Here is a 24462-nt window from a genome sequence, read left to right as displayed (position 1 = left end):
AATCAGCCGGTCAGAGCCGCCTCGATGCGCTGGGCGATCTGGCGCGCGATCTCGGCCTTGGGTGCCTCAGCCAGACTGTCCTCGCCGTTGGGCGTGATCAGCGTGACGGCATTGTCCGCGCCGCCCATGGCGGATCCCGAGACATCATTGGCGATGATCCAGTCACAGCCCTTGCGCGCGCGCTTGGCGCGGGCATGGGCCAGCACATCATGGGTCTCGGCGGCAAAACCGATCACCAGGCGCGGACGCGCTTCCGGGCTCAGGGCCGCAACGGTCTGGAGGATATCCGGGTTCTCGGCGAGCTTCAGCGCGCCATGGCCGGATTTGTCGAGTTTCAGCTTGATGGCGGACGGCTCGGCGGGGCGCCAGTCGGCGACGGCAGCCACCGCAATGAACACATCGGCGGGCAGGGCGCTTTCCACCGCCGCCAGCATGTCGCGCGCTGTCTCCACGCGCACGGTCTCGATGCCGGGTGGATCGTTCAGCGCCGTGGGTCCGGACACCAGCGTGACCTCAAACCCCAGCGCCGCCAGCGCCTCGGCCAGGGCATAGCCCTGCCGGCCCGAAGAGCGGTTGGACAGAAAGCGCACCGGATCGATTGGCTCCAGCGTCGGCCCGGCGGTGAGGACGGCGCGCATCAGGCCTTCAGCGCCTCAAGCACGGCCTGCGTGATGCGATCCGGCTCGGGCAGGCGGCCCGGGCCGAACTCGCCGCAGGCCATCTCGCCCTCATCGGGGTCCAGCACCGTCACGCCGCGCGACCGCAATGTGGCCAGATTGGCCTGGGTCGCCGGATGCTGCCACATGCGCACATTCATCGCCGGCGCCATCAGCACCGGCTTGTCGGTGGCCAGCAAGGTCGTGGTGGCGAGATCATCGGCCAGGCCGTGGGCGGCCTTGGCCATCAGATCGGCGGTGGCGGGGCACACCACAATGAGATCGGCTGAGCGCGACAGCTCGATATGGCCCATCTCCGCCTCGTCGGTCAGGGAGAACAGATCGTCATAGACCTTCTCGCCCGACAGCGCCGCCACGCTCATGGGCGTCACGAAGTGATGGCCCGCGCGCGTCAGGATGCAGCGCGAGGCCACCCCCGCGCGCGCCAGCGCCCGGATCAGCTCGAGCGATTTATAGGCCGCGATGCCGCCGCCAATGATCAAGAGTATGCGCGGGGTTTTCATGCGGGCCTCCTAGCGTCACTCCATAATACGGACCGGTTCAGGCGTCACGCCCCGGATGGTTTGGAGAACCGGCGGTCGCTCACCGTGTTGTCCCGCGCCCATTGCGCCAGGCCAGCTTCGTCCAGCGCGCCATCGGCAAGGGATTCAAACGTCTCAGCCAGCGCTGTCTGGGTGACATCGAGCCTCAGGCCGTTCAGCAGCAGCGTGATCAGGAACGCCGCCGCGGCCGCGCGCTTGTTCCCGTCCACCAGCGGATGGTTGCGGGAGATCCCGAACGCCAGCGCCGCTGCCGCCTCGCACGGATGCGGCTCTGGTCCATAGGCCGCCAGATGCCGGGGCCGGGCGAAAGCCGAGCGTAAGAGGCCTTCATCGCGCAGCTGCAGCTGCAGCGGCGTGCCGGCGGTCTCCATCAGGATATCCGACAGCACGGCCAGAAACCCCGCATAGTCCGGCAGAACCGGCCCGCTCATCGGCCCAGGCGTTCCAGTGCGAAGCGGTATTGCGCCAGCGCCTCGCGCCCGGCCTCGACCGTCGCGTCATAATCGCCGCCCACGGCGCGAATCGTCACGCAGCCCGCTGTCACGCTGATCGAGACGGGTTCGTCCGGTGAGAAGCCGGCCGCGTCCAGTGCCCGGCGCGACAGGGTCACGCCATAGCTATTGCCGGTCTTGCGCAGCTTGCGGGTCTCGGTCACCGAAGGCTCGGCGCCGCCAGCCCGGGGCTCGTGTTCGAACGCAGGATTGCCAGTTTCGCGCATGTCATCATCTCCATGGCGGAGATATAAGCACGGGCGTGCTTACGAGACAAGGCTCGCATACGCCAAGGCGCCGATGGCCGCGCCCAGCAGCGTGGTGGACGCGATGGCCAGCACCAGCACCCAGTCACGCTGCTTCGCCATCTCGGGCGGGTCGGCGCGCAGACGTTCAGCGGCTTCGGTCAGGCGCTCCAGCGTGGCGGGCAGGGCCATCACCGATGTGCGCAGGGCTTCCAGATCGCGCACCAGATCGCGGACCTTGCCCTCGGGTCCCAGCTCGTGGCGCATGAAGCGCGTCACCGCCGGGGCGGAGGCTTCCCACATATTGTGCTGCGGGCTGAGCATGCGGCACACGCCCTCGGCCTGAACCATGGTCTTTTGCAACAGCACCAGCTGGGGCTGGAGATGCATGTCGAACAGATCGGTGATCTCGAACAGCTGCAGCAGCACCCGGCTCATGGCCACTTCATTGGCGTTCTTGCCGAAGATCGGCTCGGCCACGGCGCGAAGCGCGCTGGCGAAGTCGGCGCGCGAATGGCGCCCGGGCACATAGCCGGCCTGGAAATGGGCCTCCGCCGCGCCGTCATAATCGCGTGTGAGAAAGCCGTTGAGGATGAGGGCGAGATAGCGCCGCTCCTCGCGGCCCAGCCGGCCCATGATCCCGAAATCCACCGCCCACAGCCGGCCGTCGCGGCCGACGAACAGATTGCCCGCATGCATGTCGGCGTGGAACACGCCGCGCTCCAGCGCAGTGGACAGGAAGGCGTCGGTCAGATCGCGCGCCAGCTTGTCCCGGTCGATCCCGGCCGCCTCGATGGCGTCGAAATCGGTGAGCGGGATGGCGTCCACCCATTGCAGGGTCAGGACCTGCTTGGCGGTGCGCGCCCAGTCGACTTCGGGAACCGAGAAATTCTCCGCCGCCAGCGAGGCTTCGGCGAGCTCGCTGGCCGACGCCGCCTCCAGGCGCAGATCCAGTTCCAGCACCAGCGAGCGCGACACCGTCTCCACAAAGGCGCGCGGCTCCATGCGCCGCGATTGCGGGAACAGGCCCTCGGCGAGCCTCGCCCCCAGGCGCAACGCGGCGATATCGCGGGCGATGCGCAGACCAATGCCGGGGCGAAGGATTTTCACCGCCACAGTTCGGCCGTCGGGCGTCGTCGCCTTGTGCACCTGGGCGATGGAGGCCGCAGCCACGGACGGCCCGAACTCGGCGAAAATCTGATCCACAGGCGCGCCGAGCTCGGCCGCGATGATCGCGCGCGCCTGCGCATCGGGGAAGGGCGCCATGCGGTCCTGAAGCCGCGCCAGGCCGCGCGCGAAATCGGCGCCGATCACGTCGGCGCGGGTGGCCAGCACCTGACCGAATTTCACATAGGCGGGGCCGAGGGCTTCGAGCGCATTGGCCAGACGCACGCCCGGATTGGCGGCGCGGTCGCGGATGGCGATCAGGCGCGCAAACCGGCCTATCCAGCGCGCGGGCGCGGGAAACACAGCCTGATACTCCGCCGGAAAGATCGCGTCATGACGCGCCAGCGTCCAGGCGACCCGGGCCAGCCGGGCGAGATGGGAAATGGTTGCAAACACGGGAATGGTGTTTAGGGCGCGCGCGCGCATTTGGCGAGAGCAAGGGGCTGCGGCATGAGGCCCGGGCGCGCGGGTTAGCGGACCGCCAGCACCTGTCCCCCCGTCACCTCCACCACCCGATCCGCCCGCTCCACCAGCGCAGGGCGGTGCGCGACCACGATGCGGGTGATGGTCATGGCGGCGATCGTGTCGGCGATCAGTGTCTCGGTGGCCGGATCCAGATTGGCGGTGCCTTCATCCAGAATCAGCACTTTGGGATCGCGGTAGAGCGCGCGCGCCAGCAACAGGCGCTGGCGCTGCCCGCCCGACAGGGCCGATCCCATATCCCCGATCAGGGAGAGATACTGCATGGGCATGGCCAGGATCTCGTCGTGGATGCGGGCGGATTTCGCCGCCGCGTGGACGCGCGCCATGTCGAAATCCGGATCGAAAAAGGCGATATTGTCCGCCAGCGTGCCTGACAGAAGCTGATCGTCCTGCGACACCACGCCCACATGCCGGCGCCAGGCGCGCCAGCCCAACTCGCCCGCCGGCCGGTCATCGAGCCGGATTTCTCCGCTGGCGGGCGGATACAGGCCGAGCATGAGCTTGAGCAGGGTCGACTTGCCGCCGCCCGAGGCGCCGGTGATGGCGAGGAACTCGCCCGGCGCCACGCGCAGGCTGGCGCCATCGAGCACCCAGCGATCCCCTTCGCCATAGCGGAACCGGACATCGCTGAGCTCCAGCCCGCCTGCGGGCGTCTAGTCGCCGCCATCGGGGGCCGCTCCATCCGGGGCCGCCTCGCGGTCGGCCTGGACGATGTCCCCGATCCGGTCGAGGTGCAGGGTGAGGAGCCGGAAATTGAACGCCTCGTTGATCAGCGCCAGCACGCGGTCTGTGAAGGTCTGGCGGAAGCTGAGATAGGCGAACAGCATGCCGACCGAAAACCCGGCCCCCTCCAGGATCATGCGCGCGGCCAGAAAGATCACCAGAATGGTCTGCACCGTCATAATGGCGCCCTGTAGCGCGGCGCGGATGATCTCGTAGCGCGCGACCGAGAAATTGGCGTTGACCGCGTCAGCGAACAGATTGCGCCAGGCCGCCTCGCGCTCGGTCTCCCGGCCCATCAGCCTCAGCGTGCGCGAGGCGCGCACGCTCTCGATCATGTGAGTGTTCTCGCGCGCCTGGGCGACAATCGCCTCTTCCGACCGGCGGCGCATCACCGGATAGAAGGCGAAGGTGACAATCAGGCTGAGCGCCAGCGACGCCAGCACTACCAGTGTCAGAACACTGGAATAGAAAAACAGGATCACCAGCGCGATCACCGCCATCAGCCCGTCGATGACGACCGTCGCCGCCCCCCGTGTCAGCGCGTCCTGGATCGGCCGCGTCGACTGGATGCGCGAGAGAATGTCCCCCACATGGCGCTTTTCGAAATACCCCACGGTCAGCCGCAACAGATGGCGCACCAGATTGCCGATCATCTGGAAGCTCATCAGCTGGCCCAGCACCTGCAGCGCATAGGCGCGCAGCGCCGTGACGCCGACCTGGATCAGGCCCAGCGCGCCAAACCCGAGGGCCAGCACGTACAGCAAGTCGAGATCGCCGCGCCCAATGGCCTCGTCAATCACCAGCTGGTTGAAGAAGGGCGCGGCGAACACCGCCACCTGCAGCGCCAGCGACAGGGCGATGATCTGGCCGAACGAAGTCCAGAACCCCTCCATGCGCGACCACAGACTGGTCAGGCGCACGCGCTGGCGCGCCTGGACCGGTTCGAACTCGTCGGCCGGGCTCAGCTCCAGCACCACGCCGGTGAAATGGCGCGAGGCTTCGGCCAGGCTCAGCGTGCGCTTGCCGGCGGCGGGGTCATGAATGGTGATGGATTTCGCGCCTGCGCGGGCCAGCACCACGAAATGATTGAGGTCCCAGTGAAGGATCGCCGGCGTGCGCACCTTGTTGAGCGCCTCCAGCTCGACTTTCAAGGCCCGGGTGGCCAGGCCCAACCGGTCGGCCATCTGCATCAGCGTGCGCAAGCTGGCCCCCGACAGGGACAGGCTGGTGCGCTGGCGCAGCCCATTGAGATCCACATCATGGCCGTGCCAGCGCGCGATCATGGTCATGCACGCCAGCCCGCACTCGGCGGCCTCGGCCCCGATCACCACCGGCAGGCGGCGGCCACGGAACAGCTCCAGCGCGTCCTGACGCTTCATGGCCTTCCCCCGGTACGCGATCAAACACCGGGCGGACTTAACGCCTTGGGCGGGCCGGCACAAGCTTTGATGCCTGATCGCACACGCATGACGAAAAACTCATAAATGCGCGCTCATTCAGGAGTTGACTCCGATTTCGACTTTTGGAAACTTTTTCGCGCGTGGCCACGCATCCCGATCCTGTGACCATCCAGGAGATGAAGTCATGTCTGCGATGACCATGGAGTTTGATGGCGTCCGTGAGCTGTCGATGGAGGAAGTGGATGCGGTGAGTGGGGGTTGCGGTCTCATGGAGACTGGCGCCAAAGCCGCAGCAGGAGCAGCGGTAGGTGCCGCCACAATCGGCTTTGCCGGCATGGTAGGCGGATTTTTAGTAGGCGGACCTAAGGGCGCTGTTGCTGGTGCTGTTGGTGGAGCTGCTGTAGGCGCAGCGACCGGGGGCTTTGCGGCTGTCGTGGGATATCAGGCTGGTTGTAACGCGCCCTCGACATAGCGAGTTATTAGTGGCTTCAACTTGGTGGAGGGGTGTCATACTCCTCCCTTTTTCTCAGAGGTGTTCTGATGCGGACGCTCTTATTGTTTGTCGTGTACGGCATAATCGGGCTCGTTTGGGGCGTTTTGATGGTTAGTTTGTTTCCCGATACTGTTGACCCGCGCATTATGGTCGGGACGGGTCTTATCGTCTTCGGCCTGGTTGGCGTCGGGTTATCTGCTTGGGAGCGAGCTTCAGGCGATACAGGCCTGATCGGATTAATGCCGCTCGTGAAGGTGATGGGGCTGATAAAGTAAGCTGTTTGCAGCTTGGGCTGGCCAGCCTACGCCAGATTGCTCTTTATCTATCGCCCCTTACCTGGGCGCGCGATCAGACCCTTAACGGAGATAGCGGGTTGGGCGCAGCGGCACAATCTAGGATATTTCATTGCACACGCATAACGAAAATTTATGATCTCAGGGTCGTTCACGGGCTGACTAGAAACTCGCCTTTTGGAATTTTTTCCGGGCGTGGCCACGCATCCCGATCATGTTACAATCAAGGAGATGAAGTCATGTCTGCGATGACCATGGCGTTTGACGGCGTCCGTGAGCTGTCGATGGAAGAAGTGGATGCGGTGGCGGGTGGCGAAATAGGCTGCTCGGGAGCTGTAGGAGCTGCAGGCGCTGCGGCAACCGCCGGGGGCATCGCGAAAGGCGCGAAGGCCGGCGCAGCAGCTGGCGCTGTTCTTGGGCCGAAAGGTGCGGTTGCTGGAGCAATCATCGGCGCCGCCATCGTAGCGATTGGAGGCACCGCCGCCACGGTCGCAATAGAAGGCGCGGTTTGCAGCAGCTAGAGCTTAAAAGCCTTTCCGGGCTTGCGTCATGCGTACAAGCAACAAGCATGGCGCAAGCCCCCTCTTTGTGGAGCAAATAATGTCAAACAATGATGCGACCAGCTCCCGGCAGGCTCTGCTTCTAAAGCTGAAGACGCGGGACAAGCCAAAAGACTATCCAGCACATGTTTATGTCCCGGTTCTGGCCCTGATCAATATTGCCCTGATCGCCTTGTCCTCACTGGAAACGCCGCTCCTAACACTGGCCCAAGCCCTCGATTGGATGTTCGTCATCAATATCCTGGCGCTTATGTTTGCAGGCTTCATCGCCATCAATCGCGCCTTCTGGAGCCTGTTTGGCGATACGGCGACGGTCTTGAACCAGGTGCTGGAATTGGCCGTAATGTTTGTGTGGCTCATGGCCGTTTTCGCGATCATTGCTGTGACCGCCTAGCGCGACCGCGTGCGCAGAAAGCCGTCTTGCCGCCGTCGGTGGTGCCATCACGACCGGAACGTCGGCTGCGATCGATAGCGCCAGCAACGAGCCATTCTACGGGTCTCGGCGAGGGCTGAGGCCCGTATTTCTGCAGGAGAACAGAATGATCTTGCTGGATCTGGTCCTGGGTTCGAGGGCAAGCGTGAGCCTCGTGATCCTTGAAGCGCTTGTGGTCACCGTGCTGGGCGCAGCGATTTTGGGATTTCTGGCGGGGCGCGAGGGTCTGTCGGGACTGCCGGGGGTGATCGTAGTTTATCCGTTCATTTTCATCAGCGTGTTCTACTATGTGTCGCAGCTCCGTCAGCGTTGGGCAGAAGACCATGGCGGGGGCGATGAATGACTATTCGTGATCTCGCGTGGACTCTGACGGGGGCTTGAAGTGGAGTTCACGGCCTGTGAAGAGCGACACAGTATTTGATTATTGATTGAGCGCGCCAACAAAACCTTCATGAAAGCCACATTCGTGTAGGAGCTGACTGTTCTTTCGCATCTTAGAGCATTTTCCCCGCGTGGCCACGCATCCCGATCATGTTACAATTAAGGAGATGAAGTCATGTCTGCGATGACCATGGAGTTTGACTGCGCGGCCTTGCCGGACTTTTTGAAGAATGCAAACCGGGGAAGATGGAATGACAATCGTCCAGATCGTGTTGACGTCGTCTCTTTTATTGGCGTCGGGTGCGTTGTTGTTCGCTTACGTGATGAAGCGATCCATGCGTACAATAAGACCCCTGAGTCTGGCGCTAGCAATAGTGGCTATTCTACAAACCGCTTATATTATATATAAAGAATATATGTAATAAATCGCTGTACGAATGCGTACGCATTTCGCCTTGTCTGATGCCTATTTCCGGATCATGAAAGATGTATAGTTATTGGGTTTGAGCCCGTTTTATTGCATTGCATCATTTAAAACCCGGGCTTTCGCCTTTGCAGAGAGGCGTGCAGCAACTCAGTTGAGGCGACGGCACACGCACGACAACGACTGAAGGCAACACGACGGCCGTGACCGAAACCACGGTTGGCACCTGAAGGACGCCGATATGCCCCGCAATGTTCAGCTTCAAACAGGCGGCGGACTGATCGTGATGGCCGCTGTGATCACGTTGAGCGTCGTCGGTTGGCGCGCCGGTATCGCCGTGTCGCATCTCTCGTCGGATGATTGTGTCATCACGACCATGATTGAGGAGGGCGTTGAGGTGTACCGGACCTGGACTTGCAAGTAATCGGGCTTGAGGGGTTTTCACTCTTCTGATCCGGGCGGCGCGGGTGCTTGCCCGCGCCGCTTGATGCCTGAATTTGACAGCGCCGTCACGCGCGACAGCCCCGGCCCGAGCGTCAGCGCAGCAATCCGCCTCACTCACGCCGCGCGCCACGGGTCAGCGCCTTGCCGGCAAAGCCCGCCTCGCACCGTCGCACGGCCTTGATCGCGCGCCGCCGGACCCGGCCCGCTGTGTATGAGCGCCCCGCCTGATTGCCGGGCCGGAGATGCACCCTAGCTTCGCCCGGACCATTTGTCAGGAAAGGGCGTGAAATTGAGCGACACTGTCAGGATCATCCTCGTCATGGTGACCGCCGGTTTGTTTTGCGGCATGCTCGCCGCTGTGGTGGTCGCCGCGTTTGGCTGGCCCTTGTCCGTGGCCGCTCTGCTGGCCGGGGCCGGGGCCGGCGCGGCAGGCGTCGCCACCCACCGGCGCATGAAGGCCAGTAAGGCGGCCATGCGGCCCACCGGCCGGACTGAGTAATCGGTCTTGCGGGCACGGGTGCCGGCACAGGGTGCCGGTTGCGGCCGCTACCCCCGCCGCCCGGCCGCAAACAGCGGATCGAACAGCCATTCGATCAGATTGCGCCGGTCGATGACAATGTCTGCAGAAACCATCAGTCCGGGCTGGAGCAGCAGGGCCTGGCCGTAGGCTTCGATGAGTTCACGGTCCAGCGCCGCCTCGACGCGGAAGACCGGTTCCTGGATCGCCAGGCCGGGAATGGCGGCTTCGGACGGTGCCAGAACAGTGCGCGATACGGCGGTCACCCGTGCACTGACCGTGCCAAAACGTTGATGCGGAAACGCCTCCACGCGCAGGCGCACCTCCTGGCCGGGTTCGATAAACCCCACCGCGCGCGTCGGCAGATACAGCTCGGCGACCAGATGTCCGCCCTCAGGCACCAGCACCGCCACCGGCGCACCGGGGGCCAGGGTCTGGCCCGGCCGGCCCGGCAGCGCGGCGACGCGCGCTGGCCCCGGGGCGGCCACAACATAGGCGGTGCGCAGGCTTTGCTGGGTCAGGCGTTCATCCAGGGATGCGGCGGCTGCGCTGGCGCGCGCGCGCGCCTCCTGGATCTCCAGCGGCGCGCTCTGGATCGCGGCTTCAGCGTCGGATATCTGCCGATCCAGACCCGCGCGGGTCCGCTCCAGCAGCGCCATGGACTGACGCGCCGCCAGAAGGCGCTGGCGGCGGTCGTCCAGCTCGCGCTCTGACAGGAAGCCGCGGGCGGCCAGCGTCTCGGCCCGATCGATCTGGCCCTGAGCCAGCGCGATCTCCTCGCGCTGAAGGCTGATCTGCTCCGTCACCCCGCGGCGCTCGCGCTGCAGACCGTCCAGCGAGGTGCGCCGGCGTTCGGCCTCGCGTTCGATCCGGGCGATTTCCGCCTCTGCGGCCTGCCGGGCGGCGGCGGCCTGGGATTCCAGGGCCGCAAGAATGCGCGATCCCGCGTCCCCGTCCTCCAGCTCGGCGTCAATCGCCAGGCGCGCCAGCGGCTGGCCGGCGGCAACCAGATCACCCTCCTGCACCAGCAGAGCCTCGATCCGGCCGCCCTGGACGGCGGCTGCGCGCAAGACGCCCTGATCCGGGGTCAGCCAGCCGGGTGCTGTTTCGCGGCGGGCATAGCTCGCCGTGGCGGCGAAAAGGGTGACCCCGGCTACGATCAGGGCTGCCAGAAGCCCGAGCAGGCGCACCGACAGCGGAACCGCCAGCACGACCGAGCCATCCAGACGGCCGCGCGTGACATGATCCACCGCCTGCTTGCGAAACAAATCTCCCGCCAAGGTCATCTCCCGGTCTGCTGCCCGGAGAGATTACGGCGCAATGGCGCAACTTCAAAGCGGATTGAATTAATCAGCAGGGGCGGATGCCGACAGCCGCTGAAGCCTCGGGGCGTGCCGCCCGTCTACAGCTTCCAGCCCACATGGATCGCTGCAATCCCGCCGGACAGATTGGTGACGGAGACGCGGGAGAATCCGGCCGCCTCCATCTCTGCGGCGAACGCGCTCTGATGGGGGAATTTGCGGATGGATTCCACCAGATACTGATAGCTGTCTCGGTCGCGCGCGACCCGTTCGCCCAGCCACGGAATGACGTTGAAGGACCAGGCGTCATAGACGCGCTCCAGCGCGCGCGTGGTGGGCCGGGAGAACTCCAGACACACAAAGCGCCCGCCCGGACGCAGCACACGGCGCATTTCCCTGAGCGCCGTCATGCGGTCGGTGACATTGCGGATGCCGAAGCCGATGGTTACCGCGTCAGCGTGGGCGTCCTTGAACGGCAGGCTTTCGGCGTTGGCGCATACCCAGTCAAGATGGGCGCGCGCGCCGCGCTTGAGACCGGCGCCGAGCATTTCGGCGTTGATATCGGCGACCACAGCCTCTGCCGGCGCACCGCCGCGGCGCGATTGCAGCGTCTCGGCGCGATCAAGAAATGCGCGCGCCAGATCACCGGTGCCGCCGGCCACGTCGATCAGCCGCGCTCCCGGGCGCGGTGCCGCGCGCGTGATGGTGATGTCCTTCCAGACCCGATGAATGCCAAGGCTCATCAGATCATTCATCAGGTCATAGCGGCGCGCGGACCGGTCAAACACCTCGCGCACGAGGCCGACCTTGGCCGTACGGGGCACCTCACGGAAGCCGAAAGAGGCAGTATCTGTCTGGCGGTCAGTCATGGCCTGCAAGTTAGACCGGAGCCCGGGCACGCGCCAGCACGCTGTGCCGCGCCTATTCGCCGCTGGCCGTCCGGCAGGACGGGTAGTCCTCGCCCGACAGGGTGAAGCTGGCTCGGCCGCCATCACGGGTAAACGCGGTGCGCGGATCGCCGGCGGCCTCGTATCGGGTTCCGGTATCGGCCTCAACCTGCACCAGATCGATGGTCTGGCTGTCCGCAGTGAGCCGGGCACGCCCCTCAATGAAACGGGCGGTGACGTCCAGATCACCGCACTGGAAGTTCACCATTTCGGCGTCGGCGAACGGATTGACCGGTGCGGCCGGCGGCAATTCGCCTGTGCCTTCGCGCTCCGAACAAGCGGCGAGTGTCAGACTGGCGAGGCCGGCCATGGCGAGAGCGGTGCGCATGAATTTCATCTCCTCAATGCGAACGGTCGATTTCGAAGCGCCGGGACACACTGGACCGCGCAGGCTCTGCTGAAAAGGGGCGTGCCCTGACGCGGCACCGCGATACTCTGGTTATCCCGCAAGCCAGGAGTGCGCCCATGCCCGAATTGCCCGAGGTTGAGACGGTGCGCCGGGGGCTCGTCCCGGCGATGGAGGGGCGGCGGATAGAGGCAGTGCGCCTGGCCCGTCCCGACCTGCGCTTCCCCTTTCCCGATGGCTTCGCCGAACGCCTGAGCGGCACCCGGGTGACGCGGATCGACCGGCGCGCGAAATATCTGCTGGTGCGCCTCGACACCGATGAGACGCTGCTCATGCATCTGGGCATGTCGGGCCGGTTTTCGATCAGCGCGGGTCCTGAAGCGGCAGCCCGGCCGGGTGCCTTCGTCTACGCGCCGGCGGCCGACCCGCGCCATGACCATGTCGTGTTCGGGATCGAGGGCGGGCTCACCGTTACCTACAATGATCCGCGCCGCTTCGGCTTCATGACGCTGTTCGCTACGGCGGGCGAAGACGATCAGCCCTTCTTGAAGTCACTGGGCCCCGAGCCCGACTCCAACCGGTTTTCCGGTGCCTATCTCAGCGAGGCCTTCGCCGGGCGGCGATCGCCGGTCAAGTCGGGGCTGCTCGATCAGAGCGTCGTCGCGGGGCTGGGCAATATCTATGTCTGCGAGGCGCTGTGGCGGGCACGCATCAGCCCGAAGCGCCTGTGCGCCAGTATTGCAGGTGTGCGCGCCGAGCGGCTGGCTGTGGCCGTGCGCGCGGTGATCGCCGAGGCGATAGCAGCAGGCGGATCGACCTTGCGTGACTATGCCGGCGCAGACGGGGCGATGGGATATTTTCAACACAGCTTTGATGTCTATGGCCGCGAAGGCGAGCCCTGCGCTTGCGCAAAGGCGCGTATTCGTCGCATCCTTCAGTCGAACCGGTCGAGTTTTTATTGCCCGGCGTGCCAGAGATGAGATCGGGACCAGCGGCACGCGCATGAAATTTTGTACATGTTGGGTGAAATGTTGTGTACACACAACAAATGATACGATAACGAGGACGGACTGCGCTGGCAGACCCGCCGATTGCAGCAAGTCCTCCCCGGACAGGTGCCAGATGGCGCCAGAGGCGACTGACACGAATGGAGACACAGATGAAACGACGCATTTCACGGCTCGCCGGCGCTTTTGCGGCCGGTCTGGCCTGGCTCGGTGCGCTGACCGCCCCGGCACTGGCCGATACTGATTTCGCGGCTCTCGAGGCCAACCCCGCGATCTGGCGCATCGCGTCTGACGGCGGCGATGTCTACCTGTTCGGTACGGTTCACGTTCTGCCGCCCCAGCTCGACTGGCGCACCGACACGATCAATGAGGCTCTGGCGCGGGCGGACCGCATCTATTTCGAAGCCGACGTCCTGAGCCCGGAATCGCAGGCGGAAATGACCGCTCTGATCCCGCAGCTGGGTATGAATGCGCAGGGCGTCACCCTCAGCTCACTTATCAGCGAAGAGGCGCAGGCCAATCTGGCGCGTATGGCCGAGCGGCTTGGCGCGCCTGCGGGTGCGCTGGAAGTATCGCTCGATCCGCTGCAGCCCTGGCTCGCCGGGCTCACGGTCATGGTCCTGCAAGTCCAGTCCGCGGGCTATGATCCGACCTCAGGAGCGGAATACGCGCTGCAAGCGGCCGGACAAGAGGCAGGGGTGTCCTTCGGGTATTTCGAAACGGTCGAACAGCAATTGCGGTTCTTCGCTGACATGCCGCTGGAAACCCAGATCACCGATTTTGAAATCGGTCTGGCGCAGGCGCTGGACGATCCGGGCCTGCTGAACCGGATGGTGCAGGCCTGGGCGGTGGGCGACACCGATCAGCTGGACACGATCATGAACGAGTCCATGCGCGATGCGTCCGCCAACCTCTATGACGTGCTGATCGTGCAGCGTAACCGCAACTGGATCCCGCTGATCGAGGACGTTCTGGACAGCGGCGAGTCGGCCTTCATCGCTGTCGGTGCCGGTCATGTCACCGGACCGCAGGGCGTGGTGGGTCTCCTGCAGGCGCGCGGCCACACGGTTGAGCGCATTAATCGCTGAGCAGGCCTATAGCGGGAGTGTTCTGGCCCGCGCCGGGGTGTCGACCCCGGCGCGGGCTTCCTGTATGTAGCGCGCCGTTCGCCTGACGTCTGCGCCGCCAGAGACGAGCTCTGGCGCGCTCCACCCAGTTCTGCGGAGGCCCTCATGGCCTACTCCACCATCCAGACCAAGACCGAAGGCCGCGTCGGCGTCATCACGCTGGACCGGCCTGGCGCGCTCAATGCGCTGTGCGACGCGCTCACGGCCGAGCTCACCGAGGCGCTGGCCGGTTTCGAGGCCGATGATGCCATCGGATGCGTGGTGCTCACGGGCTCCGCCAAGGCGTTCGCCGCCGGGGCCGACATCAAGGAACTGCAGGAGAAAGACTTCGTCTCCCTGTTCCGCCACGACCCGTTTGAGAAAACCTGGGAATCCGTGGCGCGCTTCCGCAAGCCGATCATCGCGGCGGTGTCGGGCTATGCGCTGGGCGGGGGGTGCGAGATCGCCATGATGTGTGATTTCATCATTGCCTCCAATACCGCCAAGTTCGGCCAGCCGGAAATCAATCTCGGCGTCATGCCGGGCGCGGGCGGCACCCAGCGCCTGCCGCGCGCCGTGGGCAAGGCCAAGGCCATGGATCTGTGCCTAACCGGGCGCATGATGGGCGCAGAAGAGGCAGAACGTGCTGGCCTGGTGGCCCGCGTGGTGCCCGCTGACGACCTCCTGGACGTGGCCATGGAGGCCGCCCAGACCATCGCCTCGAAATCGCTGCCCATCGCCATGATGACCAAGGAAGCCATCAACATGGCGTTTGAAATGGGCCTGAGTGAAGGGGTGCGCTTCGAGCGCCGGGTGTTCCAGTCCCAGTTTGCAACGGAAGACCGGCGCGAGGGCATGGCCGCGTTTGCTGACAAGCGGGCAGCCCATTTCAAGCACCGCTAGACACGCCGGGCGCTGACTCTGGCCCCGGCCAAGGATTGACGCCCGCGCGCGCCGGGGCTATACGCCGCGCCTCACGGAATTTCGAGCCGCCGCATGGCGTCTGGCGTGCTCAAGACAAGGTTTGGAACGATCCATGGCGAATACAGCCTCCGCGAAGAAGATGGTGCGCAAGCTCGAGCGCCGCACGGCTCTCAACAAGGCGCGCCGGTCGCGCATGCGTACATTCGTGAAGAAGCTGGAGCTGGCGGTTGCCGCGGGCGACGAAGCGGCGGCGAAAACAGCGCTTCACACGGCTGAGTCCGAGGTGATGAAAGCCGTGTCCAAGGGCGTCATTCACAAGAACACGGGCTCGCGCAAGGTTTCGCGCATGACCGCCCGCGTCAAGGCGATGGCGTCTAAGTAGAAATACCTCCCTGAACGGACAAAAAATGCGAACGCCTGCAGTGCATTCTGCAGGCGTTTTTCGTGCGTTTTATGTTCGGGGACGGGCAACGTGAAAGCCTTGTAAACAAGGTGAACCCGTTCACAGTGCCGGATCGGTCCGGGCCAGTGGCCATACCGATTTTGAGGCGGCTGGCAAGATGCGAAACGCGCAAAATTTTTTTTCAGTTCGCAAGCCTCCAAGCTGGTTAGTGAATCGGTCTGTCAAGACCTCAAATCGGCGCCAGAATAAGGTTAATGCGGTTGATTCGTGCCGGTCCCTGAGTACTCTGGGGACCTCGACGACAGTCCTCTCCATACGGACCATCCAGAGCTGACGGACCCTGAAGTGGGGGAAGCTCCGTGCAGGAGAACTGCGTTCAAAATCAAGGGTTTGACCACGGCTCATACCGTGGCGGGCGAGTAAGGACCGGGGCGATGGGATTTCAGACAACAGCAAATGCGGCGGTCCGTGCCACGGGGATGGACATGAACGGATCCGATTGTGTGCTGGATATCTGGCGCGCCGTGCGGGCGCGCCTGCGTGTCGAGTACGGTGATATTTTGTACGCTGCCGAGATTGCGCGTTTGCGCGTGGAAGAGGACCCGGCAGGGCACGTGTTTGTAATTTGCCCCAATGCGTTCGGGCGGGCCTGGGCGGAGGACAATCTGGGCAAGCGCTTGCGCGCCATCTGGGCGTCGGTCGATACGGCACCGCGCGACATCGTCATCACCACAGAGGCGGCGCTGGCCCGTCAGGGCGGCGAGCCGGTCATGGCGGACGCGAAAACGTCCATGAGCCCGTCGGTCCTGCGTTCAGGTGCCTCGCGCGCCGCGCTGGGGGCATCCTCCAGCGTGGTGCAGGCGGAAATCCGCGAGCCGCGCTTCACCTTCGACACCTTCATGGTGGGGTCGGCCAACATGATGGCCGCGACGGCAGCCCGGGCCGTGGCCAATGCCGATGCGCCGCCGTTCAACCCGGTCTATTTCCATGGCGATTACGGCGTGGGCAAAACCCATCTTCTGGCCGCCATTGCGCATGCGGTCGGTCTGGGCGAGTCCGGACGCAAGGCGCTTTACCTGACGGCGGAAGAATTCCTCAACGGTTTCCAGTCCGCCCTGCGCGCCCGCGATGTCCAGCCCTTCAAGGACCAGGTGCGCGATTGCGACGTGCTGCTGATCGACGACATCCACTTCATCGCCGGCAAGACGGCGACCGAGCTGGAGTTTCTGCAGACCGTGGCCGCCCTCATGGCTGCCGACAAGCAGGTGGTGCTTGCCTCTCACTGCCCGCCCTCGCAGCTGGGCGTGACCGATCCGCGCCTGCGCGACATTCTGGCGGGCGGCTTTGCCTGCCCGATGGCAGGGCCCGATCTCGATCTGCGCCGCAAGATCCTCGATTGCAAGATCGCCCAGGCGCGCCGGCATTGCCCGGAGCTGGACGTCCCCGAAGCTGTGCGCGACTTCCTGGCCGCCCGGGTGACCAGCTCGGCGCGTGAGCTGGAAGGCGTGCTCAACAACATCATCGTGCGCACCGCCTACATGAACCGTGCCGTGACTATGGAGACGGTGGAGGAGGCCCTCGGCGAGTTGCCGGTGAAGGCCGACAAGCGGATCACGGTGGACGATATCCAGAGGGCGGCTGCCGCGCACTTTTCCATCACCACGGACGATCTGGTGTCCAAGAGCCGCACCAAGGCACTCGTGCGTCCGCGTCATATCGCCATGTATCTGGCCAAGACCATGACCACGCGCTCCCTGCCCGATATCGGGCGCCGCTTCGGCGGGCGTGACCATTCCACGGTGATCCACGCGGTCAGCAAGATTGCGGCGGCCCTCGTGGCCGACGCGGCTCTGGCTGAAGATGTGGAGGCGATCCGCCGGCACTTGCGCAGCTGAGGCCGCACCGCGCTGGCGTCCGCGCTCGCCGGACCGGTGTGCGTGTGATACGGGGCGCTGCATGACCGATGCCCCGTCCCGCCGCCCCGCCCGCCCAGTCCGTCCCGCCGCGTTGCCGGCGCATCTGCACGCCCGCGCGGCGGCGCTGGCCGCCGTGCGCGGCGTCTTCGACACCGGAACGCCTCTGGACGCAGGTCTGGCCGGCCGGCCCGAATGGGCCGCCATGGATGTGCGTGACCGGGCCTTTGCCCGGGCCCTGGCCGCCGCGGTGATCCGCCAGCCCGGCGCACTGGATGCTGCAGTCGGTGCCATGCTGGACCGGCCGCTGCCCGATACCGCCTTGCGCGCGCGCCTGGCGCTGCGCTGCGGGGCCGCAGAGTTGCTCATCCTGTCCACACCGCCCCACGCCGCCGTGGACGCCTGGGTGGAGCTGATGGGGGCGAGCCCGGAAAGCGCGGGCTTCCGCAAGCTGTCCAACGCCGTATTGCGCCGCGTGTCCGAGAAGGGCGCGTCCATTTTTGGCCGCGCCGATCCGCTGGGCGATCTGCCCGACTGGCTGGCGGCGCGCTGGTCGAATGCCTGGGGTGCCCCTGCGGCGCGGGCCATGGCCGCGGCCCGGTCGGGGCCGCCGCCGCTCGATCTGACCGCCCGTCATGAAGCCGATCCGGCCCGCATCGCGGCCGAAATTGGCGGGGTTGTGCTGCCCACCGGTACGATCCGGCGCACCGGGATCGGCCTTGTGGAGGACATCAAGGGCTATGACAGCGGCGACTGGTGGGTCCAGGACGCGGCGGCTGCCTTGCCGGCCCGGCTGCTGGGCGCGCGCCGGGGCGAGGCCGTGGCCGATCTGTGCGCCGCGCCGGGCGGCAAGACGCTGCAGCTGGCGGCCACGGGCGCTGACGTCATCGCTGTGGAGCTCAATGCCCGGCGTCTCAAGCGCGTTGAGGCCAATCTGTCACGCGCCCGGCTTACCGCACGCCTGGTGGCGGCCGATGCTGCGGACTGGCAGCCCGAGACATTGCTGGACGGCGTGCTGCTGGACGCGCCCTGCACGGCCACAGGCACGCTGCGCCGGCGTCCGGACGCGGCCTGGGCCAAGCGCGAAGAGGATGTCACGGCGCTGGCGCGCATTCAGGCGCGTCTGCTGGACGCCGCCTTCGCCATGCTGAAGCCGGGCGGACGGCTGGTGTTCTGCACCTGCTCGCTGGAGCGTGAAGAGGGCGAAGACCAGATCCCTGCCTTCCTGGCGCGCAACCCGTCCGCGGCGCTGGATCCGGTGCGGGCCGAGGAATTGCCGGGGCTCTCCGGGGCGCTGGCACCGCAGGGCTGGGTGCGCACCCGGCCGGACATGTGGGCGGAAGAGGGCGGGCTGGACGGGTTCTTTATCGCCCGGCTGGTGCGCACGGCCTGAGCCGGCGCGCTTGCTCCGTTTTGCCTGCGCTGGTATCGCAGAAGCCATGGCCAGCGCCCCCCTCATTTCGCCATCGATTCTGTCTGCAGATTTCGCCCGCCTGGGTGAAGAGGTCCGTGCGGTCGACGCGGCCGGCGCAGACTGGATCCATGTGGATGTCATGGACGGGCACTTTGTGCCCAACCTGACCATTGGCCCCGGCGTGATCGCCGCAATCCGGTCCTGGTCGGACAAGCCGTTCGATGTGCACCTGATGATCAGCCCCGTTGATCCCTTCCTTGCCGCCTATGCCGAGGCGGGGGCGGACATGATCACGGCGCATCCCGAAGCCGGACCGCATTTTCACCGCACCGTTCAGGCGATCCGCGCTCTTGGCAAGAAGGCCGGCGCTGCGCTCAATCCGTCCACACCGGAGACGGTGCTGGACTATGTCCTGGATGAGCTGGATCTGGTCCTGGTGATGAGCGTCAATCCCGGCTTTGGCGGGCAGAGCTTCATCGACAGCCAGCTGAAGAAGATCGAAGCGCTGCGCGCCAGGGTCGATGCGCGCGGTCTGTCCACGCTGATCGAGGTGGATGGCGGGGTGAACCCGGTCACCGCGCGCGCCTGCGTGAATGCGGGCGCGCATGCGCTGGTCGCCGGCTCGGCCGTGTTCAAGGGCGGACCCGACCATTACGCTGCCAATATCGCTGCTCTGCGGGGCCAGTAGCCGATGTGCGGGGCGTCATGGCGCGGCATGTGACACCGGCAGATATCGCCACCGCCTTGGCGCGGCGCACGCGGCGCGAAATCTCCGACTTTGCCAACGCCTTTGGTCCCTACCGGGCGCTGACGCTTGGCGGACAGCCGCCGCAGAGTGTCGTGGTGACCCCGCGCCCGCTGCGCCGCGGGGACAAGGCGCGCGGCGCGGCCATGCTGGCGGGCCGCTTTGCCCTGGCAGGTGAAACCCTCGCCGTGCCACTGGGCGATTCGCCCTGGGACCTCACCGCGCCGTCGCGGCGCTTCGCCGAGGCGCTGCACGGGTTTGACTGGCTGGCCGATCTCCTGGCCGTTGATGAGCCCGATGCCCGCGCCGCCGCCTGCACCCTGGTAGATGACTGGATCGCGCGTTTCGGGGCGTGGAATTTCTTCAGTTGGGGACCGGGCGTGCTCGCTACGCGCATGCGCGCCTGGACGCTGGCAGGCCCGGCCCTGCTGACAGGTGATGATGCGCCGCCGCGCATCGCCTCACTGGGACGCCAGGCCCGGCGCCTGGCGCGCGCGCTGAGCGTGACGCCTGCCGACCGCACCCGGCTTGATGCCGCGATCAGCCTGGCGCTGGCGGCTGTATGCCTGGACCTGCCCGGTTCACTCAAGACCCGCGCTGGCGCAGCGCTGGAGACGGCCCTCAAATCCCAGATCCTGCCTGATGGCGGCCATGTCAGCCGCAATCCGCAAGCCGCAGCGGACTGTCTCATCGCCCTGTGCGAGCTGGACGCGGCCGCGGCCGCGGGCGGCGCTGTCCTGCCGGGCGAAGTGCGCCGGGCCATGGACCGGCTGACCGGCTTTGTCCGCTTCTCCCGCCTGCCCGGCGGCGCTTTGCCCGGATTTCATGGTGGCGGCGAAGGCGATGGCCGGGCGCTGGATGCGGCCCTTGCCCATGCCGGGGGCGGCAAGGCACCCACAGGCAAGGTATTCAATGTCGCGCCCCACACCGGATACCACCGGGCCGAAGCGGGCGGCAGCGTGATCATCATGGATGCCGCCGAGCCACCGGCGGGCCTGCATGGTGCCGAGAGCCACGCCAGCGCGCTGGCCTTCGAGTTTGCAGCCTCCGGCGCGCGCATCGTTGTCAGCTGCGGCTGGTCGTCCGATCAGGGCGCGCGCTGGCGTGAAGCGGTGCGGGCGACGGCGGCCCATTCGGCGCTGACGCTGGAGGAGACCTCCTCGGCGCGGCTTCTCGAGCCGGGCTGGCGGCGCAATCTGGTGGGGCCGCGCATGGCGCACGGGCCGGATCCGGTGCGCGTGCGGCGCAATGAAGAAGAACTCGGCGTCTGGCTGGAAGCGACCCATGACGGCTACCGCAAGCCGTTTGGCCTCAGCCTGCGCCGCCGGATATTCCTGGCCATGGACGGGGCGGATTTGCGCGGCGAAGACGGCCTGTTCCGCCCGGTGGAGGACGGCCCGCCGGCCAATCCTGAAGCGCGCCTGAGCTTCTCCATTCGCTTTCATCTGCATCCCGACGTGCGTGCCTCGCTGTCGCGCGATTCGCTGAGCGCGCTTCTCGTGCTGCCCAGCGGCGATGGTTGGCGTTTCCGAACCGATGGCGGACCTGTAAGATTGGACCGGTCGGTGTATCTGGCTGCCGGGGCGCCGCCGCGCCGCTCGACCCAGCTGGTCGTGGCGGGCGAGGCGGAACCCTTCGGTGGCGGTGACCGTCCGCCCAATCGCGTGCGCTGGGCGTTCCAGCGCCTGGGCCGTGTCGGTGCCGCCAGCGGCTGACCGAGACCTGTTTCAACCCGGCGCGCGGCGCCTTGGTCCATTTTTCCTGCAGGAGCTTCCCCTCATGGCCGACACAGACCTTGTGCCGATCCGGCGCGCGCTGATCTCGGTGTCCGATAAGGCGGGCCTCGCCGAGCGCGCCAGGGCGCTGACCGGTGCCGGCGTGGAGCTGGTGTCCACCGGCGGCACGCTGCAGGCGCTGCGCGATGCGGGCCTGGAGGCACGCGACGTGGCCGACATCACCGGCTATCCCGAAATGATGGACGGTCGGGTCAAGACCTTGCATCCGCGTGTCCATGGCGGGCTGCTCGCCCGGCGTGACCGTGAGGATGATCTGGCGGCCATGGAGGCTCATGGCATTCCCGGCATCGATCTTCTGGTGGTCAATCTCTACCCGTTCGAGGAGACCGCGCGCTCGGGGGCGGGGATCGACGCCTGTATTGAAAAAATCGATGTGGGCGGCCCCGCCATGATCCGCGCCGCCGCCAAGAACCATCGCTTTGTGGCGGTGTGTGTGGATATGCGCGATCTCGACAAGGTGCTCGAGGCGATGGGGCGCCATGACGGTGCCACGCCGCTGTCGGTGCGCCGCCACCTGGCAGCCAAGGCGTTCGCGCGCACCGCGGCCTATGACAGCGCCATTGCGGGACGGCTGGAAGCAGACACCGAGAAGCCTGCGCGCAGCTGGTTCACGCTGGGCGGGCCGCGCCTGCAAAAGCTGCGCTATGGCGAGAACCCGCATCAGGACGCCGCGCTCTACGCCACGCCTGAAGCGCGCGCCGGCGTTGCCTCGGCCCGGCAGGTCCAGGGCAAGGAATTGTCCTACAACAATATCGCTGACGCGGACGCCGCGTTCGAGCTGGTCAGCGAGTTCGATCCCGAAGACTGCGCTGCCGCCGTGATCATCAAGCACGCCAATCCGTGCGGCGCGGCGCAAGGCGACTCTCTGGCGGCGGCGTATGAACGGGCCTTCGCGGCCGACCCCCTGTCGGCATTCGGCGGGATCGCCGCGTTCAACCGCCCCCTGGATGCCGCCACCGCCGACGCCATCAGCCGCAATTTCACCGAAGTGGTCATCGCGCCGGACGCCGAAGACGCCGCGCTGGACATTTTGTCGGCGAAGAAAAACGTGCGCGTCCTCCTCACCGGCGCGCTGGCGGACCCGTCCGCGCCGGGCTGGACGCTCAAATCGGTGGCAGGCGGGCTGCTGGTGCAGGCGCGCGATACCGGGCGGATTACCGAATCCCAGCTCAAGGTCGTCACCGCCCGCGCGCCCGACGAGGCCGAGATGGCCGATCTCCTGTTCGCCTGGCGTCTGGTCAAGCATGTGAAGTCCAATGCCATCGTGTTTGCCCGCGACGGCCGCTCGGCCGGAATTGGCATGGGCCAGACCAGCCGGGTCGAAGCGGTACGCCTGGCCGTGCGCAAGGCCGCTGACGCCGCGAAGGAAAACGGCTGGGACGCACCGCGCACAGAGGGCTCGGCCTGTGCGTCGGATGCCTTCTTCCCCTTCCCTGACGGCGTGCGCGAAGCGGCCAAGGCCGGCGCGCGCTGCATCATCCAGCCCGGCGGGTCTGTGCGCGATGAAGAGGTGATCGCCGCCGCCGACGAGGCCGGGCTCGCCATGGTGTTCACCGGCATGCGCCATTTCCGGCACTGACCATGCGGGCGCGGCTGTCCGGGCGGGTGTCGGGGCTGTTGTCCGCGCTGGCCGCGCTAACGCTGGCTGCCTGCGCGCAGGCTCAAACCGGCATTGCCGCCCACAGCACGCTGCGCCTGCCCGAAGGCGCTGACGGGCCCGTCCCGGCGGTCGTCTTTCTGTCCGGCTGCGGCGGCGTGCGCGAGGTTCAGGACGTGTATGCGCGTGAGGCCAATGCTGAAGGCTGGGCCGCGCTGATTGTCGATTCCCATGCAGCACGCGGGATCGGTCCGGCGGGCGCGCGCCTGCTGGTGTGCACCGGCCTGTCCATGCGTGGCCAGGACCGCGCTGCCGATGTGTTCGCGGCGCTGGAACTCTTGCGCGCCGACCCGCGCATTGACGCCGGCCGCCTGGCGCTCACCGGGTGGAGCCATGGCGGCTGGACCGTGCTGGACGCCATGGCGTCGGCGCAGGCGGGCGAGCAGGGCAGCGCCCCGTTCGCGGGCGTGCGCGGGGCGTTTGTGATCTATCCCTATTGCGGGGCCATCGTCCGCGCCCGGCGCGATCCGGTCGGCGCACATTTTCCAGTGGAGAGCCTTCTGGCAGGCCGCGACGCCATCGCCGATCATCGCGCCTGCGAGCGCCTGTTCGAGCGCCAGCGGGCCTCGGGCGCGGTGATCCGCCCGTCGGTTCTGCTGAGCGAGGCGACCCACGCCTTCGACGCACAGGACCAGCCCTGGGACCCGCGCATGCGCTACGACGCAGGCCAGGCCGCCGAGGCGCACGCCCTGTTCCGCCGCTTCCTGCGCCGGTCATCGGCCGGCACCGCAGACTAGAAAAAACCCCCGGAGCCAAGGGCTCCGGGGGTTTGTGGTCCGGCGATCAGGCGAGTGATTACTCGCGATTGCCCAGCATCATCAGGATGACCTGGAACATGTTCACGAACGCGATGTAGAGGTTGAGCGCGCCGTAATAGGTCATCACCGCCATCGAGCGCTCATCGCCCGCGATATCGGCGTACATCAGCTTCAGGCCCTGGGTCTGCCAGGCCACGATGCCGGCCATCAGGCCGAGAATGGCAAACTGGATGAGCCACTGCAGGCCCGAGGATTCCACGAAGAAGACGTTGATCAGGCTGATCGCCACGACGCCGATGACGGCCATGACGAGGAAGGAGCCGATCGGCTGCAGATTGGTCTTCGTGGTATAGCCCCAGATTGACAGGCCGAAAAAGGCCGCCGCCGTGATTGCAAACGCCTGGGCGATCGTGCCGAAGGTCAGGCTGATATCGCCGGTCAATGCGCTCACGGTCGCCGCGTTGGCGGCGATGAACACCCAGACGCCGAGGCCGGAGCCGATCAGCGTGACCACGGACCAGTACAGAACCGCCGCGCCCATGGGCGAGGGGTTGCGCATGAAGAACATGGAGCCGAACAGCAGGACCAGCGGTCCGAACTGCACGATATAGATGACCGGCGCGGTCAGCACGACGGCGCTGACAGGGGCGACCGTGCCCACGATGTAGGCGAGCGCGGCCGACAGCACGAGGCCGAGGCCCATCTTGTTGTAGACGCCAAGCATGAAGCTGCGCAGGCCCGCATCCACCGAGGTGTCGAGCGTGCGCGCGCCATAGGCGGTGCGATTAAGCTGGTTCATGTCTTCCTTCCTGAGTTCTGCAACCCTGCGGCCCTGTATCGAGCCGGCAGGTCACTTCGCCCGGACGGTATGA

Annotated in this window: 26 protein-coding genes; 15 read left to right on the top strand and 11 right to left on the bottom strand. The window is 66.2% G+C overall.

Annotated elements, in window-relative coordinates:
* Window positions 1–2: 2 nt before the first annotated feature.
* The 7 genes from L2D00_10075 to L2D00_10045 form a co-directional block, all read right to left on the bottom strand.
* Window positions 3–638: a hypothetical protein gene (locus L2D00_10075; protein ID WBQ12188.1), complete on the bottom strand. Its 636-nt coding sequence runs from the start codon at window positions 636–638 to the stop codon at window positions 3–5.
* Window positions 638–1180 carry a phosphopantothenoylcysteine decarboxylase gene (locus tag L2D00_10070; protein WBQ12187.1) on the bottom strand — a complete coding sequence of 181 codons (543 nt, stop codon included), beginning with the start codon at window positions 1178–1180 and terminating at the stop codon, window positions 638–640. Before L2D00_10070 ends, L2D00_10075 begins: the two co-directional genes overlap by 1 nt.
* A gap of 44 nt (window positions 1181–1224) precedes the next feature.
* Window positions 1225–1650 (bottom strand): Fic family protein, encoded by a 426-nt coding sequence (locus L2D00_10065; GenBank protein ID WBQ12186.1) that lies wholly within the window; start codon window positions 1648–1650, stop codon window positions 1225–1227.
* Window positions 1647–1937, bottom strand: a complete 291-nt coding sequence (locus L2D00_10060) for a hypothetical protein (protein ID WBQ12185.1) — start codon at window positions 1935–1937, stop codon at window positions 1647–1649. Before L2D00_10060 ends, L2D00_10065 begins: the two co-directional genes overlap by 4 nt.
* Before the next feature lie 39 nt (window positions 1938–1976).
* Window positions 1977–3548 carry a 2-polyprenylphenol 6-hydroxylase gene (ubiB, locus tag L2D00_10055; GenBank protein ID WBQ12184.1) on the bottom strand — a complete coding sequence of 524 codons (1572 nt, stop codon included), beginning with the start codon at window positions 3546–3548 and terminating at the stop codon, window positions 1977–1979.
* Between the two features lie 44 nt (window positions 3549–3592).
* Entirely contained in the window at window positions 3593–4195 is a 603-nt protein-coding gene (locus L2D00_10050) for an ATP-binding cassette domain-containing protein (protein ID WBQ12183.1), read from the bottom strand.
* A gap of 63 nt (window positions 4196–4258) precedes the next feature.
* The gene (locus L2D00_10045; GenBank protein WBQ12182.1) at window positions 4259–5707 is read right to left on the bottom strand and encodes a peptidase domain-containing ABC transporter; all 1449 of its coding nucleotides are present in this window, start codon (window positions 5705–5707) and stop codon (window positions 4259–4261) included.
* A gap of 1046 nt (window positions 5708–6753) precedes the next feature.
* On the opposite strand from L2D00_10045, the gene L2D00_10040 reads away from it, so the two are divergent.
* The 5 genes from L2D00_10040 (at window position 6754) to L2D00_10020 (ending at window position 9255) form a co-directional block, all read left to right on the top strand.
* Window positions 6754–7035, top strand: coding sequence for a hypothetical protein (locus tag L2D00_10040; protein ID WBQ12181.1), 282 nt, complete (start codon window positions 6754–6756; stop codon window positions 7033–7035).
* Window positions 7036–7114: 79 nt separating this feature from the next.
* Window positions 7115–7468: a hypothetical protein gene (locus L2D00_10035; protein WBQ12180.1), complete on the top strand. Its 354-nt coding sequence runs from the start codon at window positions 7115–7117 to the stop codon at window positions 7466–7468.
* A gap of 145 nt (window positions 7469–7613) precedes the next feature.
* Window positions 7614–7850 carry a hypothetical protein gene (locus L2D00_10030; GenBank protein ID WBQ12179.1) on the top strand — a complete coding sequence of 79 codons (237 nt, stop codon included), beginning with the start codon at window positions 7614–7616 and terminating at the stop codon, window positions 7848–7850.
* 703 nt (window positions 7851–8553) lie between these two features.
* Window positions 8554–8736 (top strand): hypothetical protein, encoded by a 183-nt coding sequence (locus L2D00_10025; protein ID WBQ12178.1) that lies wholly within the window; start codon window positions 8554–8556, stop codon window positions 8734–8736.
* A 309-nt stretch (window positions 8737–9045) separates the two neighbouring features.
* The gene (locus L2D00_10020) at window positions 9046–9255 is read left to right on the top strand and encodes a hypothetical protein (protein WBQ12177.1); all 210 of its coding nucleotides are present in this window, start codon (window positions 9046–9048) and stop codon (window positions 9253–9255) included.
* 47 nt (window positions 9256–9302) lie between these two features.
* On the opposite strand, the gene L2D00_10015 is transcribed toward L2D00_10020, so the two are convergent.
* From L2D00_10015 to L2D00_10005, 3 genes are all read right to left on the bottom strand, one after another.
* On the bottom strand, window positions 9303–10559 hold the full coding sequence (locus tag L2D00_10015) for an HlyD family efflux transporter periplasmic adaptor subunit (GenBank protein WBQ12176.1): 1257 nt from the start codon (window positions 10557–10559) through the stop codon (window positions 9303–9305).
* 116 nt (window positions 10560–10675) lie between these two features.
* On the bottom strand, window positions 10676–11443 hold the full coding sequence (locus tag L2D00_10010; GenBank protein ID WBQ12175.1) for a class I SAM-dependent methyltransferase: 768 nt from the start codon (window positions 11441–11443) through the stop codon (window positions 10676–10678).
* A gap of 52 nt (window positions 11444–11495) precedes the next feature.
* On the bottom strand, window positions 11496–11849 hold the full coding sequence (locus L2D00_10005) for an MliC family protein (protein ID WBQ12174.1): 354 nt from the start codon (window positions 11847–11849) through the stop codon (window positions 11496–11498).
* Window positions 11850–11986: 137 nt separating this feature from the next.
* Between L2D00_10005 and mutM the strand changes: the two genes are divergently transcribed.
* From mutM to L2D00_09955, 10 genes are all read left to right on the top strand, one after another.
* Complete coding sequence (gene mutM, locus L2D00_10000; protein WBQ12173.1) at window positions 11987–12847, top strand: bifunctional DNA-formamidopyrimidine glycosylase/DNA-(apurinic or apyrimidinic site) lyase; 861 nt, start codon at window positions 11987–11989, stop codon at window positions 12845–12847.
* A gap of 179 nt (window positions 12848–13026) precedes the next feature.
* Window positions 13027–13962 (top strand): TraB/GumN family protein, encoded by a 936-nt coding sequence (locus L2D00_09995; protein ID WBQ12172.1) that lies wholly within the window; start codon window positions 13027–13029, stop codon window positions 13960–13962.
* A 144-nt stretch (window positions 13963–14106) separates the two neighbouring features.
* Entirely contained in the window at window positions 14107–14883 is a 777-nt protein-coding gene (locus tag L2D00_09990; GenBank protein ID WBQ12171.1) for an enoyl-CoA hydratase, read from the top strand.
* Between the two features lie 133 nt (window positions 14884–15016).
* A complete protein-coding gene (rpsT, locus tag L2D00_09985) occupies window positions 15017–15286 on the top strand; it encodes a 30S ribosomal protein S20 (GenBank protein ID WBQ12170.1) in 270 nt (89 codons plus the stop codon).
* 506 nt (window positions 15287–15792) lie between these two features.
* Window positions 15793–17202 carry a chromosomal replication initiator protein DnaA gene (dnaA, locus tag L2D00_09980; protein WBQ12169.1) on the top strand — a complete coding sequence of 470 codons (1410 nt, stop codon included), beginning with the start codon at window positions 15793–15795 and terminating at the stop codon, window positions 17200–17202.
* A 61-nt stretch (window positions 17203–17263) separates the two neighbouring features.
* Window positions 17264–18613 (top strand): RsmB/NOP family class I SAM-dependent RNA methyltransferase, encoded by a 1350-nt coding sequence (locus L2D00_09975; GenBank protein WBQ12168.1) that lies wholly within the window; start codon window positions 17264–17266, stop codon window positions 18611–18613.
* A gap of 46 nt (window positions 18614–18659) precedes the next feature.
* A complete protein-coding gene (gene rpe / locus L2D00_09970) occupies window positions 18660–19322 on the top strand; it encodes a ribulose-phosphate 3-epimerase (GenBank protein ID WBQ12167.1) in 663 nt (220 codons plus the stop codon).
* Window positions 19323–19339: 17 nt separating this feature from the next.
* Window positions 19340–21094, top strand: coding sequence for a heparinase II/III family protein (locus L2D00_09965; GenBank protein ID WBQ12166.1), 1755 nt, complete (start codon window positions 19340–19342; stop codon window positions 21092–21094).
* An 82-nt stretch (window positions 21095–21176) separates the two neighbouring features.
* Complete coding sequence (purH, locus tag L2D00_09960) at window positions 21177–22754, top strand: bifunctional phosphoribosylaminoimidazolecarboxamide formyltransferase/IMP cyclohydrolase (protein WBQ14505.1); 1578 nt, start codon at window positions 21177–21179, stop codon at window positions 22752–22754.
* Window positions 22755–22756: 2 nt separating this feature from the next.
* Complete coding sequence (locus tag L2D00_09955) at window positions 22757–23569, top strand: dienelactone hydrolase family protein (GenBank protein ID WBQ12165.1); 813 nt, start codon at window positions 22757–22759, stop codon at window positions 23567–23569.
* Between the two features lie 58 nt (window positions 23570–23627).
* On the opposite strand, the gene L2D00_09950 is transcribed toward L2D00_09955, so the two are convergent.
* On the bottom strand, window positions 23628–24389 hold the full coding sequence (locus L2D00_09950; GenBank protein ID WBQ12164.1) for a Bax inhibitor-1/YccA family protein: 762 nt from the start codon (window positions 24387–24389) through the stop codon (window positions 23628–23630).
* Window positions 24390–24462: the final 73 nt, after the last annotated feature.

The sequence above is a fragment of the Hyphomonadaceae bacterium BL14 genome, assembly GCA_027627705.1.
Taxonomy (GTDB): Bacteria; Pseudomonadota; Alphaproteobacteria; order Caulobacterales; family Maricaulaceae; genus Oceanicaulis.
The sequence above is the reverse complement of the archived record's forward strand: the minus strand, read 5'-3'. Positions and strand labels throughout refer to the sequence as shown.